Genomic DNA, 15091 nt, shown 5'->3' on the forward strand with positions numbered 1-15091 from the left:
TTATAAAAAGGATTTATTACTAAAAAGGGTGTTTCAGATGAATATTCAGCAACTAAAGTGCTTTGTTTCTCTTGCCGAGACCCTGAATTTTTCAACAACGGCTGAGAAATTAAATTTGACACAACCTGCTGTAAGCCACAATATAAAAAGTTTAGAAAATGAGCTGGGAATCATTTTATTTGTCCGCAACAAAAGGACCGTTAATTTGACTTTAGCCGGCAATAGCTTTTACGAAGATATGGAAGGACTGCTATTTAGATTAGACCAATCCATTAAGAAAGCAAAACTGCTCTCGGAAAAATATGAAAGCACTTTGGTTATCGGATACACGGAGACTGTTTTTGAGAAGCAAGTTTTGCCGGACATTATTAGGCGGTTTAAGGAAAGATACCCGCAGATTCAGATTCAGTTGAAGAAGTCTAATTTGACCAGAGAGAAAGAAGACTTGTTAAACCAAAAGTTTGATATCATATTTACTTCGGAAGATAATTTGGGAAAGGACATTGATTTTTGTTTTTATCCAGTACTTAAAGGGGCCTATGTTTGTGTACTGCCCAAAAATCATCCTATTGCGAATGAAAGTGTGTTGGACATCGAACAATTAAATCATCAAGCGATCATTTTATTTGACGAACACCAATCCCCTCCAACACTAAAAAGGATGAACAGGAAAATTATTGAGAATTGTCCCGATTCCATTTATACCTATGGAGATACCATAAATACAGTACATACCATGATAAAAAGCGATCTTGGCGTTTCGGTTCTGCCGGACTTTGTGATTGGAGAGGACAATGAGATCGCCTTTGTTCCCTTAAGCTATACTGAAGAAGTGGTTTACGGTATTGCGTGCCTTAGAAGCGAACAGCGCTTAGAAGTAAAACGCTGGATTTCAACTATAAAAGAGTTGTTCACTTAAACCGAAACCTGAACCAGGCAATGAGAAATCTTTGCTTTGGCTTCAGGTTTTTTATAGCTTTTTGATCCGGCTGGCGAGACTGGCTCTTAAAAAATGACAACGCTTTCTTAAAAATGTTGGCTTACGGCGATAAAGTCCAGGAGGATACACTAGATGTAAAGCCCATGGTTCCGAAGTGAGTTTTGCACGAAGCTTACTCAGGAAGCAATGCGCACAAAACTTTGAGGAGGAGCGCATATGGAACTGGATACACAGCTTATGAGCCCCGCGGCTGGGGTTGGCCGGCGAACCCAATTGTGGAAGCGGTTTAAAAAGCAAAAAGTACTGCATGTATTTGTCGGACTCGGCATGATCTTTCTGCTGATTTTTTCGTACACGCCGATGTTCGGTATTTTGATGGCTTTTAAAGACTACAGCATTTCAAACGGCATTAAGGGGATCTTTACCAGCGAGTGGGTGGGTCTGAGGTATTTCGATGAATTCATCCACGATTATCAGTTTGCTACGATTGTCCGCAACACGCTGGTCTTGAGCTTTCTGAAGGTCATCTTCGCTTTTCCCGCGCCGATCTTGCTCGCGATCATGCTGAACGAAGTGAAGAACATGGCGTTCAAGCGGTTCGTTCAGACAATCAGCTATTTGCCGCATTTTATTTCCTGGGTTGTTGTTGTCGGCGTTTCCTACGCTTTTCTGTCCGCGGACGTCGGCATGGTCAACAGAGCCCTGATCGAAGCCGGATTCATCGACAAACCGCTCAATATTTTGACGAGTCCCAATTACTTCTGGGGGCTTGCCGTCGGAAGCGCGATTTGGAAGGAAATGGGCTGGTGGACGATTATCTTCCTGGCGGCCATTACGGGAATCAATCCCTCGCTTTACGAAGCCGCCGAGATTGACGGCGCCGGCAGGCTGGCGCGCATCCGTTATATCACGCTCCCGGGGATGAAGGGGACCATCGTCGTTGTGCTGGTCCTGACGATCGGCAGCATTCTCGGCGGCGGACTGGTCGGTTCGAACTTCGAGCAGGCCTACCTGTTCGGCAACAGCATCAACAATCCGACATCGGAGATCGTACAAACCTACGCGTTCAAAGTCGGTCTGAGCGACGGCCGTTTTTCCTATGCGGCGGCGATCGATCTAATTCAGTCCGTCATCTCGGTGGTGTTGATTTTCTCCAGCAACTTCATCGCCAAGCGAGTGTCAGGGTCAAGCTTATTCTAGAAAAAAGGAGGGTTGGTGGTGCTCAAAAGTCAAAAACAGAAGGATTTTCTTTTTGACAGCGTGATTTACATCGTTTTGTTTATCATCATGCTCACCATGCTGTACCCGTTCTATTATGTGCTGATCGCCTCATTTAACAAAGGTTCCGATACACTCCTGGGAGGCGTTTATTTGTGGCCCCGAAGCGTTACGCTGGAGAATTACAAAGTTTTTCTGGACGATCCGAAATGGTATCGCGCCTTCTTGGTTACGGTTGCCCGGACGATATCGGGCACGGCGTTGGGACTTCTGCTGACGAGCCTGGTCGCTTACGCTCTTTCCCACCGTGATTTGTTGTTCAGCAAGACGTATTTTACGATCATCATTTTCGCGATGTACTTCTCCGGCGGCTTGATTCCCTATTACGTAGTGCTGCGTTCGATCGGACTGCTTAATTCATTTGCCGTTTACATTGTCCCGTCCATGCTTAACACGTTTTTTCTGCTGATCGCCATCTCGTTCTTCCGGGAAATCCCCGGCGAGATGAAGGAATCGGCGCACATGGACGGCGCTGGCGAACTCGTGATTTTTTTCCGGATCATCCTGCCGGTTTCGACGCCGGTTCTCGCCACCATGGCCTTGTTCATGGGCGTCGGCCAATGGAATTCATGGCTGGATTCCGCTTATTTCGTACAATCGGAGAACCTGAGAACGCTTACTTACCGCATGATGGAAGTGATCAACAAGAGCAACTCGCCAATGGATGCCATTGCCGTTGCAAACAGCGCTTCGGCCTCGGCAGGGGTTACGAGCTTCTCGCTGCAGGTAACGTCGATGGTGGTCTCCATTGTGCCGATCATCTGCGTTTATCCGTTTCTGCAAAAATACTTTGTGCATGGAATCATGTTAGGCTCTGTGAAAGGATAAGTAGTTGTTCCTATTTTTAAGCGCTTACATTAAAATGACAATATATCCATTGGAGGGGTTTGTTTTGAAAACATTCCAAAGCTACAAGCTGCTTGCAGCGACACTGGCGGCAGTGCTTGCGTTTACGCTGCTGTCCGCCTGCGGCAACAACGGCAACGGCGAAGGCGCGAAGCAAGGCGGCGATTCGCCGGAGAAATCCGGCGGCGTGAAGGAGTTGTCGCTGTTCATCGATGCGCCATGGTATCCGGTTAAAGAATGGAAAGGACCGATCGCAGAGAAAATTACGGAGAAAACGGGAGTCAAGCTCAACGTTACCGTCGCAACGGACGATAAGCAGCTGCCGCTGATGATCGCTTCCGGAGATCTGCCGGACCTCGTCTTCACGTATGCCAACATTAATCGGATGTCGGATTCGAAGCTGTCCTATCCCTGGAATGAGTTGATCGGGAAATATGCGCCGGATTTCAAAATCGATCAGACGAGAATTGCGATCCATACAATGGACGACGGCAATTTCTACACGGTACGGAATTCCTTCGCCACACAGGAGGAAATGGCTCAAAATAAATATTCGATCGGCAGCGACGGCAATCCCGGCATAGCCGTGCGGGAAGATATCCTGAAGGAGCTCGGCAATCCGCCGATTCAATCGCTCGACGATTTCACGAAGGTGCTGGGCATGGTCAAGGAGAAGTATCCCGATATGGTGCCGCTGATGATGGACAAAGAGTGGATTGAGCAGTATTTTCTGCAGCAGTTCGGCACCGAAGCCCTCCTGGATGGCTGGTATGAACGAGATGGAAAAGTGGATTATGCCATCAGACAGCCGAAGATGTTGGACTTCTTCAAATTTATGAATAGCTTATATCGCAATGGATACATTCTGGCGGAAAATTTCGCCTTCGCAAACGACCAGATTGACGACCAGTACGTAACAAGCGGCAAAGCGTTTGCTCACGTTTATACCGTTACCGCGGCGGACTCGGATAACATCAAAATCAAGAGCAACGGAGGTTCATTTACGTTTAAAATGCTGCCCAGCGCCTTGTCGAAAGACGCGAAGGTTGTGAGCACGGGTCTCGGATTTGCCGGTACTTTCATCACCAAGAAAAACAAGGATCCGGAGGCGTCAATCAAGTTCATTCAATACCTGGCGAGCGACGAAGGCAAAAAACTGACCATGTTTGGCGTCGAGGGCGAGCATTGGACATGGAACGATGCGGGTTATCCGGATCTGAAATACAATCCGACCGATGCCGATTTCATGAACGGCAATGGAATTAAATGGTGGTATCTGTACAACGACGGAGTCACGGAAGGGATGCTGTCCTATGTTCCGGGCACGCAGAAGACACAGGCCTTGCTGGAGACAAAGGCCATTACGGCCTATAAGCCGGCGCTCGGCCTGATTCAGACCCAGCCGGATTCTAAAGAAAAGACGATCAAAACCAAGATCGACGAGATGATCAAAAATGAGAAAGTTAAAATTTACCTGGCGAGTTCCGAAGAGGAAGCCGTTGCGAAATACGAGAATATGGTGAAGACGGCCGAGAATATGGGCTTGCAAGAGCTTGTCGATTGGGCAAACGAGACTTATCGGAAGAAGAAGGATTTGTTCGAGTAAGCGAAGGTCGCCGCAACCGGTAGGGAGGTCAAATCTCTACCGGGTTTTGCTGGGCTCATGGTACGGTTAGAAGAAATAAATCGGCAGCGGGGGGAATCGTTACCGTGAGCATCGTACGCAAAATCATTTTAGGATATGTCATCTTGATTTTTATTCCGGTCGTCACGTTCGGCTATTACTATTATGTACAAATCTACGGCAACCTGACCCAACAATTCGTGGAGAGCCGGCAAAAAATATTGGAACAGGCCAAGGCAAACATGAAGGCGGATCTGACCCGAGTCGACTCCATCCATCGCTTGCTGCAATATAACCCGTATGTGACGGATTATTTAGGCGGAATTTATGAATCCGAATCGGACAGCATTTACGCCTACAACCGGTATATCAGTCCGATTATTACACAGTCGCTGTATGCCAATCCGGAAATTGAGAGGTTCAGGATATATACCACAAAGGAGCGCGCGCTTCAAATCACCGACCGGTTTCTCGATATATCGTCTCTGGATCCTCAGGGCAAGGAGATCGCCAGTTCGCTGAAGCCTGGTCAAGGAGTGTGGGTTGTGCCCGATCCGGAAGCCCGGGAACCGCGGCTCGTTTTTTATCAGAACATTTACAACCCGGATTTTACGGAGATCATCGGGCTTCTTGAGCTCCGCATCAGCGGTGGTCTGATCCGGAAATTTTACAACGCGACAGGCGGAGAAGGCAACTGGAAAGCGTTCCTGTTACCGAAGCAAGGAGGTCTGCCGGCGGCGGAAGGCGCAGCTGCCGGGATTGACGACGAAACGTGGAAGCTGCTCGGCACGAACGATACGAAAGCCTATTTCATCAACCGGAAAACGATCGTAAATCAGCTTTACATCGAGGAGCTTGGCGTCCGGGTCGTCGTCACCGGAAAGGTAGACGAAGTGTTTCACGCGGTCAAACGCAAGGAGATTATTCTGATTTCCACCATCGTCCTTCTTCTGGCGGCACTGTCGCTTGCGTATTATGCACTCGCGTCTACCATTACGAAACGTATCCTGCGCCTGGCCAGACATATGCGCAACTTGAGCGATGACAATATGAAACAGTACATCAGCAAGCACGACAAGCCGAACCGCCAGGATGAGATCGGGTTTCTGACCATGACCTACAATTCGATGATCCAGCGTATGGATGAGCTGATCAACAACGTCCACCGGGCCGAGCTGCGAAACAAAGAAGCGGCCTATAAAGTGCTGCAAGCCCAAATCAAACCGCATTTTCTATACAACACGCTTGAGACCATCCGAATGCTGGCGGAATCCAACAACGATAAAGAGGTAGCCGACATTTCCTATTGGTTCGGGAAGCTGATGCGTTACAGCCTGTCTTCGAAGGAGGATCAGACGGTGCTTGCCAGGGAAATCGAGACGGTTGTCTTCTATCTCAATATTCACAAAATGCGGCTTCAGAACAGGCTGAGTTACGAGATTGACATCGCCGTCGACGCGGAGCAGATCGCCTGCCCCCGGTTCATGCTCCAGCCTTTGATCGAGAACTGCATCATCCATGGGGCGTCCGCGACGCTTCGACCCGTCCATATCAAGCTTCAGGCGTCGGAAACCGCCGGCGAAATCCGGATCTGCGTTTCGGACAGCGGAATAGGCATTCCGGAAGACAAACTGCCCAGGCTCCGTTCACGGCTAACGGGGGGAGGCGATGTACATTCCGTCCAGGAGATGGAGGGAGGCGTAGGTCTGATTAACGTCAACGAGCGAGTCAAATCGTTTTTCGGCGGCGCTTCGCACTTGGCGCTTGATAGTGAGCAAGGCCGGGGAACATGTCTCACCATCATCATATCGAAAGGGGCGGCGGGTCAACGATGAGATTATTGATTGTGGATGATGAGCCGCTTATTCTTGGGGGATTGGTCAAGGTCATCAAGGATGCGGCTCCGCTCGGTACCGAGGTGCGCGAGGCAGGCAACGCTTTTGAAGCGCTTGAAGTCATGAAAGGTTATATGCCGGATGTTACGGTGACGGATCTCCATATGCCGGAGAAAAACGGATTCGAGCTGATGGAGGAGGCCAAGGAGAGCGGATTGTGCGACCGATTTATTATCCTGACGGGCTATGACGATTTCGAATACGTGAGGAGAGCGCTGCGCTGGGGCGTGGTGGATTATTTGCTGAAACCGCTTGACAAAAATGAGATTGCCGGGCTGCTGACACATATCGATCAAGAGCTTCCTTCCGAAGCCGATTCGGAGTGTGAACGGCACACGAAACGTATTCTGGCCTATACAGAACAGCATTATATGAACGACCTTTCGCTGGATCATCTTGCCGAACTGATGAATCTTCATCCGAATTACATCAGCAGCTTGTTCAAGAAAGTGACGGGAGACACGTTTGTGAATTATTTAAACGCATTCCGGATCAAGGAAGCGCAGAAATTGCTAGGGACGCACCGGCATCTTTCCGTGAGCGAGATCGGGCGGCGGGTCGGGTTTGAGAGTAAACATTATTTCGCCAAAGTGTTCAAGAAGTATACGGGGATCACGCCAGGCGCCTACCGTGAAAGAGACGAAACGGCAAAGGACAGAGACGAATCCTAAAAAAAGAAGGTCGGGATGAAATGGAGATTAATAAGGACTATAGATTCGGCGATATGATAGCCCGTTATGTTAAAGACGGCCAAACCGGGCAAGCGGGCTTGGTCCTGCTGCCGGAATCCATGGTATCCCATGTCTGTGAGAAGAAATACAAGGCGGATCCTTTAGTGCAACTCAAATTCATCGGGGATGCTTATCCCGGCGGATTCGCGCACGGCCATTCCATGCGCAACAGCGGAACCATGGATGCGCTGTTATTTGAAGAACAGCGTAAATTGGAGCGCGATACTAGTGTAACGGTGGTGTCCGCATGGCGCAGCCAGAGTTCGTGCCGGGTCGAGCATCATTTAACCTGGTATTCGGGGTATCGAGCACTGGAGTCTTTTACAATCATCAAGAATGAAAGCGAACTGCCCGTTACGGCGGAAATGATATCATCCTTCTCATTGACAGGGTTTACCCCGTTTGCCGAGAATGATGCTCCCGAATCGTTAGTTTTCCATCGAATCCTTAGTTCATGGTCCGCGGAAGGGCGCTTATATTCCAGTAATATCGAAGATTTAAACCTTGAACCGGCCTGGGCGCCTTCGGGTACACGATGTCTGCGCTTCGGACAGGTAGGATCCATGCCGGTGCGGGGATTTTTCCCGGCGGCATATTTGGAGGACACCCGCGTTGGCGTGACTTGGGGGGTTCAAATCGCCCACCCCGCCTCCTGGCAGATCGAGATCGGCAGACGGGATGACGCCCTGTATCTGTCAGGCGGACTGGCGGACAGGGAATTTGGCCATTGGACCAAGACGATTGGCCCTGGAGAGGCATTTCAGACTCCCAGCGCCTATCTCACCGCAGTAGTGGGGGATGTTGACCGTGCGGCGGAGCGGTTAACCGGGATGCAGGACCGGCCTCTATTGCGCGGGCCGGCGCTGGAAGAAGATCTGCCGATCGTCTTTAACGAGTTTTGTACAACATGGGGGTCTCCATCGGCTGCGAATCTTTACGCGATTGCCGAACGGCTCAAAGGCAGGGGAATACGTTATCTTGTCATTGATTGCGGATGGTATAAGCGGGAAGGGACGCACTGGTTTAACAGTATGGGCGATTGGGATGTGAACCCGATTGATTTCCCCGATGGGCTGGAACAAACGCTCGAACATATTAGAAAATGCGGGATGATTCCCGGCATTTGGTTCGAAATGGAAGCTTGCGGCGTGGAATCCGCGGCGTTTCATTGGGTTGATCATCTCTTAAAACGGGACGGCTTGCCGATCACGAGCGGTGACCGGCGGTTTTGGGACTTCCGCGATCCCTTTGTCGTCAGCTATTTGAAAGAGAAAGTGATCTCCTTTTTGAAAAATCATGGATTCGGCTATTTAAAAGTTGATTATAACGATAATCTGGGCATCGGCTGCGACGGCGCGGAATCGCTCGGTGAAGGATTACGCCGGCAGATGCAAGCGGTTCAGGATTTTTTCAGGTTGATCAAACAAGAAGTACCCGATATTGTGATTGAAAATTGCGCATCCGGCGGTCACCGCTTGGAGCCTTCCATGGTTGGACTTACAAGTATGTCATCATTTTCGGACGCTCATGAATGCGAGGAAATCCCGATCGTTGCCGCGAATTTGCATAGAGTGATTTTGCCGAGGCAAAGCCAGATCTGGGCCGTTCTTAGAAAAAATGACAGTTTGCAGCGTTTGGTGTACTCGCTGGCCGGCACGATGTTAGGCCGGATGTGTTTGTCCGGCGATATCCATGATTTGAATGAAGAACAGTGGAAAATTGTGGACGAGGCCATTGCTTTCTATAAGCTGGTTTCTCCGATCATTAAGGAAGGTACAACAAATCGATACGGCACCTTGGTGCACAGCTATCGTCATCCCAAGGGATGGCAAGGAATCACGCGCACATCCAAAGACCGATCACAGATGATGGCAGTTGTACATACCTTTGGAGGTGATGTTGCGGAAAGTGTAAAGCTGCCTCTTCCTGCATGGGGGCATTACGAAAATACGCAAATGTTCCCGGACAACAATACGGATGTGAAAGTAGAAGACGGTCACATTTCCTGCCGTTTGGCAAAACCGTTTTCGGCCTTGTGCATACTTCTTCGCATGAAGCAGTCTGGCGCACAATAAGGTGGAATGGAGGTGGTTTGATGCGTATTGACGCTCACCAGCATTTTTGGAAGATCGACAGAAACGATTACGGCTGGATTACGCCGGAAATTCCGGTGCTTTTCCGCGATTATTTGCCTTCCGATCTTGAACCGCATTTGCCAAAGCACGGCATCGGCAAAACGATTCTGGTGCAGGCGGCGCCAACGATTGAGGAAACCGAATTTATTCTTGAATTAAGCGAAACGGCCGATTTCATCGCCGGTGTGGTCGGGTGGCTGGATCTTGAGGACCCTACTTATAAGAAACAGTATGAGCGGTTTTGCAAGCATCCGAAATTTATCGGGCTTCGCGTGATGATCCAGGAGATGGAGGACCCAAACACCGTTTTATCGCCCGCTTATTTTGAAGCGTTTTCATATTTTGCGGAACAGGACGTGCCGGTTGATTTGCTTGTCCTGGCGAATCAACTGCCGCAGCTTGTCCAATTGCTGGAGCGAATCCCCAGGCTTCGGGGCGTCGTCGACCATTTGGCAAAGCCGCCGATCGCTTCGGGGTTGTTGGAGCCGTGGAGAAGCCATATGGCGGAAATCGCCCAATATCCGAACATCTGCTGCAAGCTTTCGGGGATGGTGACGGAAGCCGGCCGTCAGGGTTGGAAAAAGGAAAATTTCACGGCATACGTCCATGCAACGCTTGATTTGTTTGGCCCCGAGAGGGTGATGTTCGGCAGCGATTGGCCCGTGTGTCTTCTGGCGGCAACTTATGATGAAGTCGTAGACATATTGCGGCAAGCGTTGCAAGACCGGCTGCCCGCGGAAGCGATCGAAGCTGTTTTCGGCGCCAACGCCGCGAAATTTTACAAGTTGAATAAACATTGAGATTGGGGGAACGACGCGATGAAATACAGAAAGTTGGGGAACACCGGGCTGAACGTGTCGGCGTTAAGCTTTGGGGCGTCTTCGCTGGGAGGCGTGTTCCGGGACGTTCAGCGGGATGAGGGGATACGTACGGTCCATACCGCCATCGACATGGGCATCAATCTGATTGACGTTTCGCCTTATTACGGCCTGACGAAGGCGGAAACCGTGCTGGGCGAAGCGCTGCGGGCGATTCCGCGGGACCGGTATGTTTTGTCCACGAAAGCGGGGCGTTACGGGCAGGATGAATTTGATTTCTCGCGGGAGCGGGTGATTCACAGCGCGGAAGAAAGCATGCGGCGCCTAGGGACGGATTATCTCGATATTTTACTGCTGCACGACATCGAGTTTGGTTCGCTGGAGCAGGTGGTGGAGGAAGGAGTCCCCGCGCTTGAACAGTTGAAAAAATCCGGGAAAATCCGTTTTTTCGGCGTATCCGGCTTGCCCTTGAATATCTTCGAAGCGGTTTTGTCCCGTACCGCTCTGGATGTCATCTTATCGTACTGCCATTATTCTCTGAACGATACTACGCTGCTTGGTCTCCTCCCGCTCTTGGAACGGCTGGGAACCGGCCTGATCAACGCATCGCCGCTGTCCATGGGTTTGCTGAGCAACCGGGACGTGCCGGATTGGCATCCTGCGGGCGAGGACATCAGGGCCGCTTGCCGGCGGGCCGCCGAACATTGCCGGAGTAAAGGAGCGGACATCGCGAAGCTGGCGGTCCAGTTCTCCACGGCGGATGAACGCATTCCGACGACGCTGGTCAGCACGGCAACCCCGGAAAATATCCGCAACAACATTTTGTGGACGGAAGAACCGATGGACGAAGCATTGCTGCGGGAAGTATTGGAGATCCTGAAGCCGGTCGATGGCGCAACGTGGCCGAGCGGACGGCCGGAATGGGGCGGAGAGCCGGTCCGGCGGAGCGGAGGGCGATGATCATGAAGGGCATCATCTGCGAGGAAGTTGGGCGGTTCGTGTTTCGGGAGGATCTGCCGGAGCCGCAAATGCATGAGGGCGAGGCGATCGTAAGGATTCGGAGGATTGGCATTTGCGGAACCGACCTGCACGCGTACCGGGGCAATCAGCCTTATTTTACCTACCCGCGTGTGCTCGGCCACGAACTGGCCGGGACGATCGAGCAAATCGGCGACAACCGGGAAGGGCTGCGGGCCGGCGACCAGGTCAGCGTTGTCCCGTACATGCATTGCGGCCATTGCCGGGCCTGCCTGAGCGGGAAAACGAATTGCTGTCAACATATGAAGGTGCTGGGCGTCCATACGGACGGCGGAATGCGGGAGCGAATCTCCGTGCCAATATCGAGTCTTATCAAGACGGAAGGAATGACGTTGGATCAGGCGGCGATGCTGGAGCCGCTGGCGATCGGCGCGCACGCCGTCCGCCGCTCGGGGCTGGGCGCCGGGGATCAGGCGCTCATCATCGGCGCCGGACCGATCGGGCTTGGCGTGATGGCGATGGCCGGATATGCCGGAGCAAAGGTGATCGCGATGGATGTGAACGACGAGCGTCTGGAATTTTGCAAGGTCTGGGCCAAGGCCGAGCATACGGTGAACGCGCTCCGGGAGCCGCAGGAGCGGCTGGCCGCGCTAACGGACGGCAGCTTCCCGGCATTCGTCATCGATGCTACCGGCAACGTCCCGTCGATGGAAAACGCTTTCGAACTTGTCGGCCATGGCGGCTCTTTGACCTTCGTCGGATTGGTGAAAAGCACGATCACCTTTAGCGATCCTGATTTTCATGCCCGCGAAATGACGCTTCAGGGCAGCAGAAATGCTACGCGGGAGGATTTTGAGCAGGTGCTTGCGGCCGTATCGGCGGGATGCATGGATATCGGCCGTTACATTACCCACCGCTGCGGATTCGAAGACATGATCGGGCAGTTCGACAGCTGGCTCAAGCCTGAATCGAAAGTGATCAAGGCTTTGGTGGAACTGGACTGATCGCTGAACATATATGCTATTTTGGCGGATTGGAGGAGCAGTATGACCAGTTTGGAACAGAAGCACCGCTTATGGTACAGGAAACCTGCGGCCGAATGGAACGAAGCGCTTCCGATCGGCAACGGGCGGCTTGGCGCGATGATCTTCGGGGGCACGGCTGAGGAGAAGCTTCAGCTCAACGAGGATTCGGTTTGGTACGGCGGCCCGCGCGATCGCAACAATGAAGACGCGCTGCCCCATTTGCCCCAAATACGCAAGCTGATTATGGAGGGACGGCTGCGGGAGGCGGAGGAACTGGCTTCGATGACGATGACGGGCCTGCCCGAGGCGCAGCGCCATTATTTGCCGCTCGGCGATCTGCTGCTGTATTTCGCTGATCACGAACAGCCTGCCCAAGACTACATGCGGGAGCTTGATCTGGAGAATGGCGTATCCCGGATCAGCTATCGGATCGGCGAGGTGCGGTACACCCGCGAGCTGTTTGCCAGTTATCCGGATCAGGCGATCGTCATCCGGGTTTCCGCCGACAAGGAGAAGGCGATATCTTTCAAGGCCCGGTTTAACCGGCAGAATTGGAGATACCTGGAGAAGTCGGAGAAATGGGGGTTATCCGGGCTGGTTATGCGCGGAGAGTGCGGGGGCAAAGGCGGCGGCGCTTTTTGCGCCGTAATGAAGGCGGTCCCGGAAGGCGGCGACTGCCGGACCCTTGGCGACCACCTGCTGGTGAACGGAGCGGATGCGGTCACGCTGCTGCTGGCTGCCGGCACGACCTTTCGCCACCCGGACCCGGAGCTTTACGGCAAGCGGCGGTTGGATGAGTCCAGCAGGGTTCCCTACACCGATCTTCTGGCCCGGCATATCGCGGATTACCGCGAGCTGTACGGGCGGGTTGGCCTGAAGCTGCCGGAGAGTCCGGGCAAAGACGCGCTGCCGACCGATGATAGGCTGGAGCTGTTTCGGCAGGGCGCTGAGGATCACGGGCTGATCGCGATCTATTTCCAATTTGGCCGATACCTGCTCATTTCCTCCAGCCGCCCGGGTTCCTTGCCCGCGAACCTTCAGGGAATATGGAACAACAGCTTTTTACCGCCATGGGACAGTAAATTCACGATTAATATCAATGCGCAAATGAATTACTGGCCGGCGGAAAACTGCAATTTGACCGAGTGCCACGAGCCTTTGTTCGATTTGATCGAGCGAATGCGGGAGCACGGCCGGGTAACGGCCAGGGTCATGTACGGCTGCCGGGGATTTACGGCGCATCACAATACGGATATCTGGGCGGACACGGCACCGCAGGACAAGTATCTTCCGGCTTCCTACTGGCCGATGGGCGCCGCTTGGTTATGCCTGCACCTGTGGGAGCATTACCGGTTTACCCAGGACCGTTTCTTCCTTGCGCGGGCGTATGAGACGATGAAGGAGGCGGCATTGTTCCTGCTCGATTATTTGATCGAAGACGATGAAGGGCGCCTGATTACTTGTCCGTCCGTCTCCCCGGAGAACAGCTACAGGCTGCCGAATGGTGAGACAGGGGTGCTCTGCGCCGGGGCCTCGATGGATTATCAGATTATCGATGCGCTGTTCGGCGCCTGCATCCGCAGTGCGGAAATCATCGGACGGGACGAGGTCTTCCGCGGGGAGCTGGCCGCCGCCCTGAAGCGGCTCCCCAAACCGCAGATTGGCAAATACGGGCAGATACAGGAATGGATGGAGGATTACGAGGAGATGGAGCCGGGACATCGCCACATCTCTCATTTATTTGCATTATACCCGGGCGAAGCTTTCAGCCTGGAAGGCACGCCGGAATTGGCCCAAGCCGCCCGGACAACGCTGGAACGCAGGCTGGCGAGCGGCGGCGGCCACACCGGCTGGAGCCGGGCGTGGATCATCAATTTCTGGGCCCGTCTGCAGGATGGGGGCAAAGCTTACGAGAACGTGAGGGCGCTGCTGGACCATTCCACGCTGCCTAACCTTTTCGACAACCATCCTCCGTTTCAAATCGACGGCAATTTCGGCGGAACGGCAGGCATTGCCGAAATGCTGCTGCAAAGCCACGCCGGGGTGATCCGGCTGCTGCCCGCTTTGCCAGACAACTGGAGCGAGGGGAGCGTCAAAGGGCTGCGTGCCCGGGGCGGCTTTACCGTCGACTTCTCCTGGATGGAGGGCATGATAACGGAAGCGGTCGTGACTTGCGCGGTTTCCGGACCTTGCCGCTTGGAAGCTCCTGGTCTTGACTCCGTTACGTTTGCGGGAGAGGCCGGACGCTCTTATACGTTTAGTAAAAAGACGAGGCGTGATCATTAAAAACTCAACTTTCGGTGCGACCAGCACGAAAACCTATAAGCAGGGGAGCATGGGGATGACAGCGATGGAATGATGCGGAGCTTGAAGCCGCTATTCAGGACCTTGAATGTGCTGAAACCTTTACATGGAAGGCACTATATGCCACTCCCGGCACGTTGCGATATAAGGAAGCGGGGGAAATCCAACAAATGCAAAAGTGCAGGCGGTTTTCGTCGAAATTCCTCGAAACAGGTGGTTCAGATACAAAAAGCCGTTTTTGCATTTCAACCGCTCTAAAATGGAGATTTGCGGAGAATGAAATGCACTTTTGCAGTTGATCCCATCGGGCCTCTTCATGCCTAGGTAACGTTCCGTTTTTAAAGTAGAGAAATTTTCGTCGCCTCTTTTTAATAAAGCCCGGCCCATGCTTCCAACCGGAAAGGAAGATGGGCTTTTTTTTGCATTTCCGGCAAAAGCCCGTTTATGTAATTTAATATTTCAAAAGAAAGTTCAATAAACTCAATAAAAATTCTATTAAATTTTATCGCCAATCCAT

11 protein-coding genes are annotated in these 15091 nt (G+C 52.3%); all 11 read left to right on the forward strand.

The features are described from left to right. Nucleotides 1–37: 37 nt before the first annotated feature. The 11 genes from NYE74_RS18450 to NYE74_RS18500 all read left to right on the forward strand — a co-directional run bounded on the left by NYE74_RS18450 (nt 38) and on the right by NYE74_RS18500 (nt 14556). Nucleotides 38–919 (forward strand): LysR family transcriptional regulator, encoded by an 882-nt coding sequence (locus NYE74_RS18450; RefSeq protein ID WP_124332005.1) that lies wholly within the window; start codon nt 38–40, stop codon nt 917–919. 237 nt (nt 920–1156) lie between these two features. Beyond that, the gene (locus NYE74_RS18455) at nt 1157–2140 is read left to right on the forward strand and encodes an ABC transporter permease (protein WP_036622656.1); all 984 of its coding nucleotides are present in this window, start codon (nt 1157–1159) and stop codon (nt 2138–2140) included. An 18-nt stretch (nt 2141–2158) separates the two neighbouring features. Next, nucleotides 2159–3046, forward strand: a complete 888-nt coding sequence (locus NYE74_RS18460) for a carbohydrate ABC transporter permease (RefSeq protein WP_036622658.1) — start codon at nt 2159–2161, stop codon at nt 3044–3046. Between the two features lie 64 nt (nt 3047–3110). Then, nucleotides 3111–4670, forward strand: coding sequence for an extracellular solute-binding protein (locus tag NYE74_RS18465; RefSeq protein ID WP_036622660.1), 1560 nt, complete (start codon nt 3111–3113; stop codon nt 4668–4670). A gap of 104 nt (nt 4671–4774) precedes the next feature. Next, a complete protein-coding gene (locus NYE74_RS18470; RefSeq protein WP_036622662.1) occupies nt 4775–6523 on the forward strand; it encodes a sensor histidine kinase in 1749 nt (582 codons plus the stop codon). Beyond that, the gene (locus NYE74_RS18475; RefSeq protein WP_036622664.1) at nt 6520–7254 is read left to right on the forward strand and encodes a response regulator transcription factor; all 735 of its coding nucleotides are present in this window, start codon (nt 6520–6522) and stop codon (nt 7252–7254) included. The genes NYE74_RS18470 and NYE74_RS18475 overlap by 4 nt, the downstream gene beginning before the upstream one ends. 20 nt (nt 7255–7274) lie before the next feature. Beyond that, nucleotides 7275–9389, forward strand: coding sequence for a glycoside hydrolase family 36 protein (locus NYE74_RS18480; protein WP_036622666.1), 2115 nt, complete (start codon nt 7275–7277; stop codon nt 9387–9389). A 20-nt stretch (nt 9390–9409) separates the two neighbouring features. Further along, a complete protein-coding gene (locus NYE74_RS18485) occupies nt 9410–10249 on the forward strand; it encodes an amidohydrolase family protein (protein WP_036622668.1) in 840 nt (279 codons plus the stop codon). A gap of 18 nt (nt 10250–10267) precedes the next feature. Next, nucleotides 10268–11227 (forward strand): aldo/keto reductase, encoded by a 960-nt coding sequence (locus NYE74_RS18490; RefSeq protein WP_036622671.1) that lies wholly within the window; start codon nt 10268–10270, stop codon nt 11225–11227. Between the two features lie 2 nt (nt 11228–11229). Beyond that, nucleotides 11230–12249 (forward strand): zinc-binding alcohol dehydrogenase family protein, encoded by a 1020-nt coding sequence (locus NYE74_RS18495; protein WP_124332008.1) that lies wholly within the window; start codon nt 11230–11232, stop codon nt 12247–12249. A gap of 42 nt (nt 12250–12291) precedes the next feature. Further along, nucleotides 12292–14556, forward strand: coding sequence for a glycoside hydrolase family 95 protein (locus NYE74_RS18500; protein WP_124332009.1), 2265 nt, complete (start codon nt 12292–12294; stop codon nt 14554–14556). The last annotated feature ends 535 nt before the right edge of the window (nt 14557–15091 follow it).

The sequence above is a fragment of the Paenibacillus sp. FSL P4-0127 genome, from assembly GCF_038007325.1.
Classification (GTDB): Bacteria; Bacillota; Bacilli; order Paenibacillales; family Paenibacillaceae; genus Fontibacillus; species Fontibacillus macerans.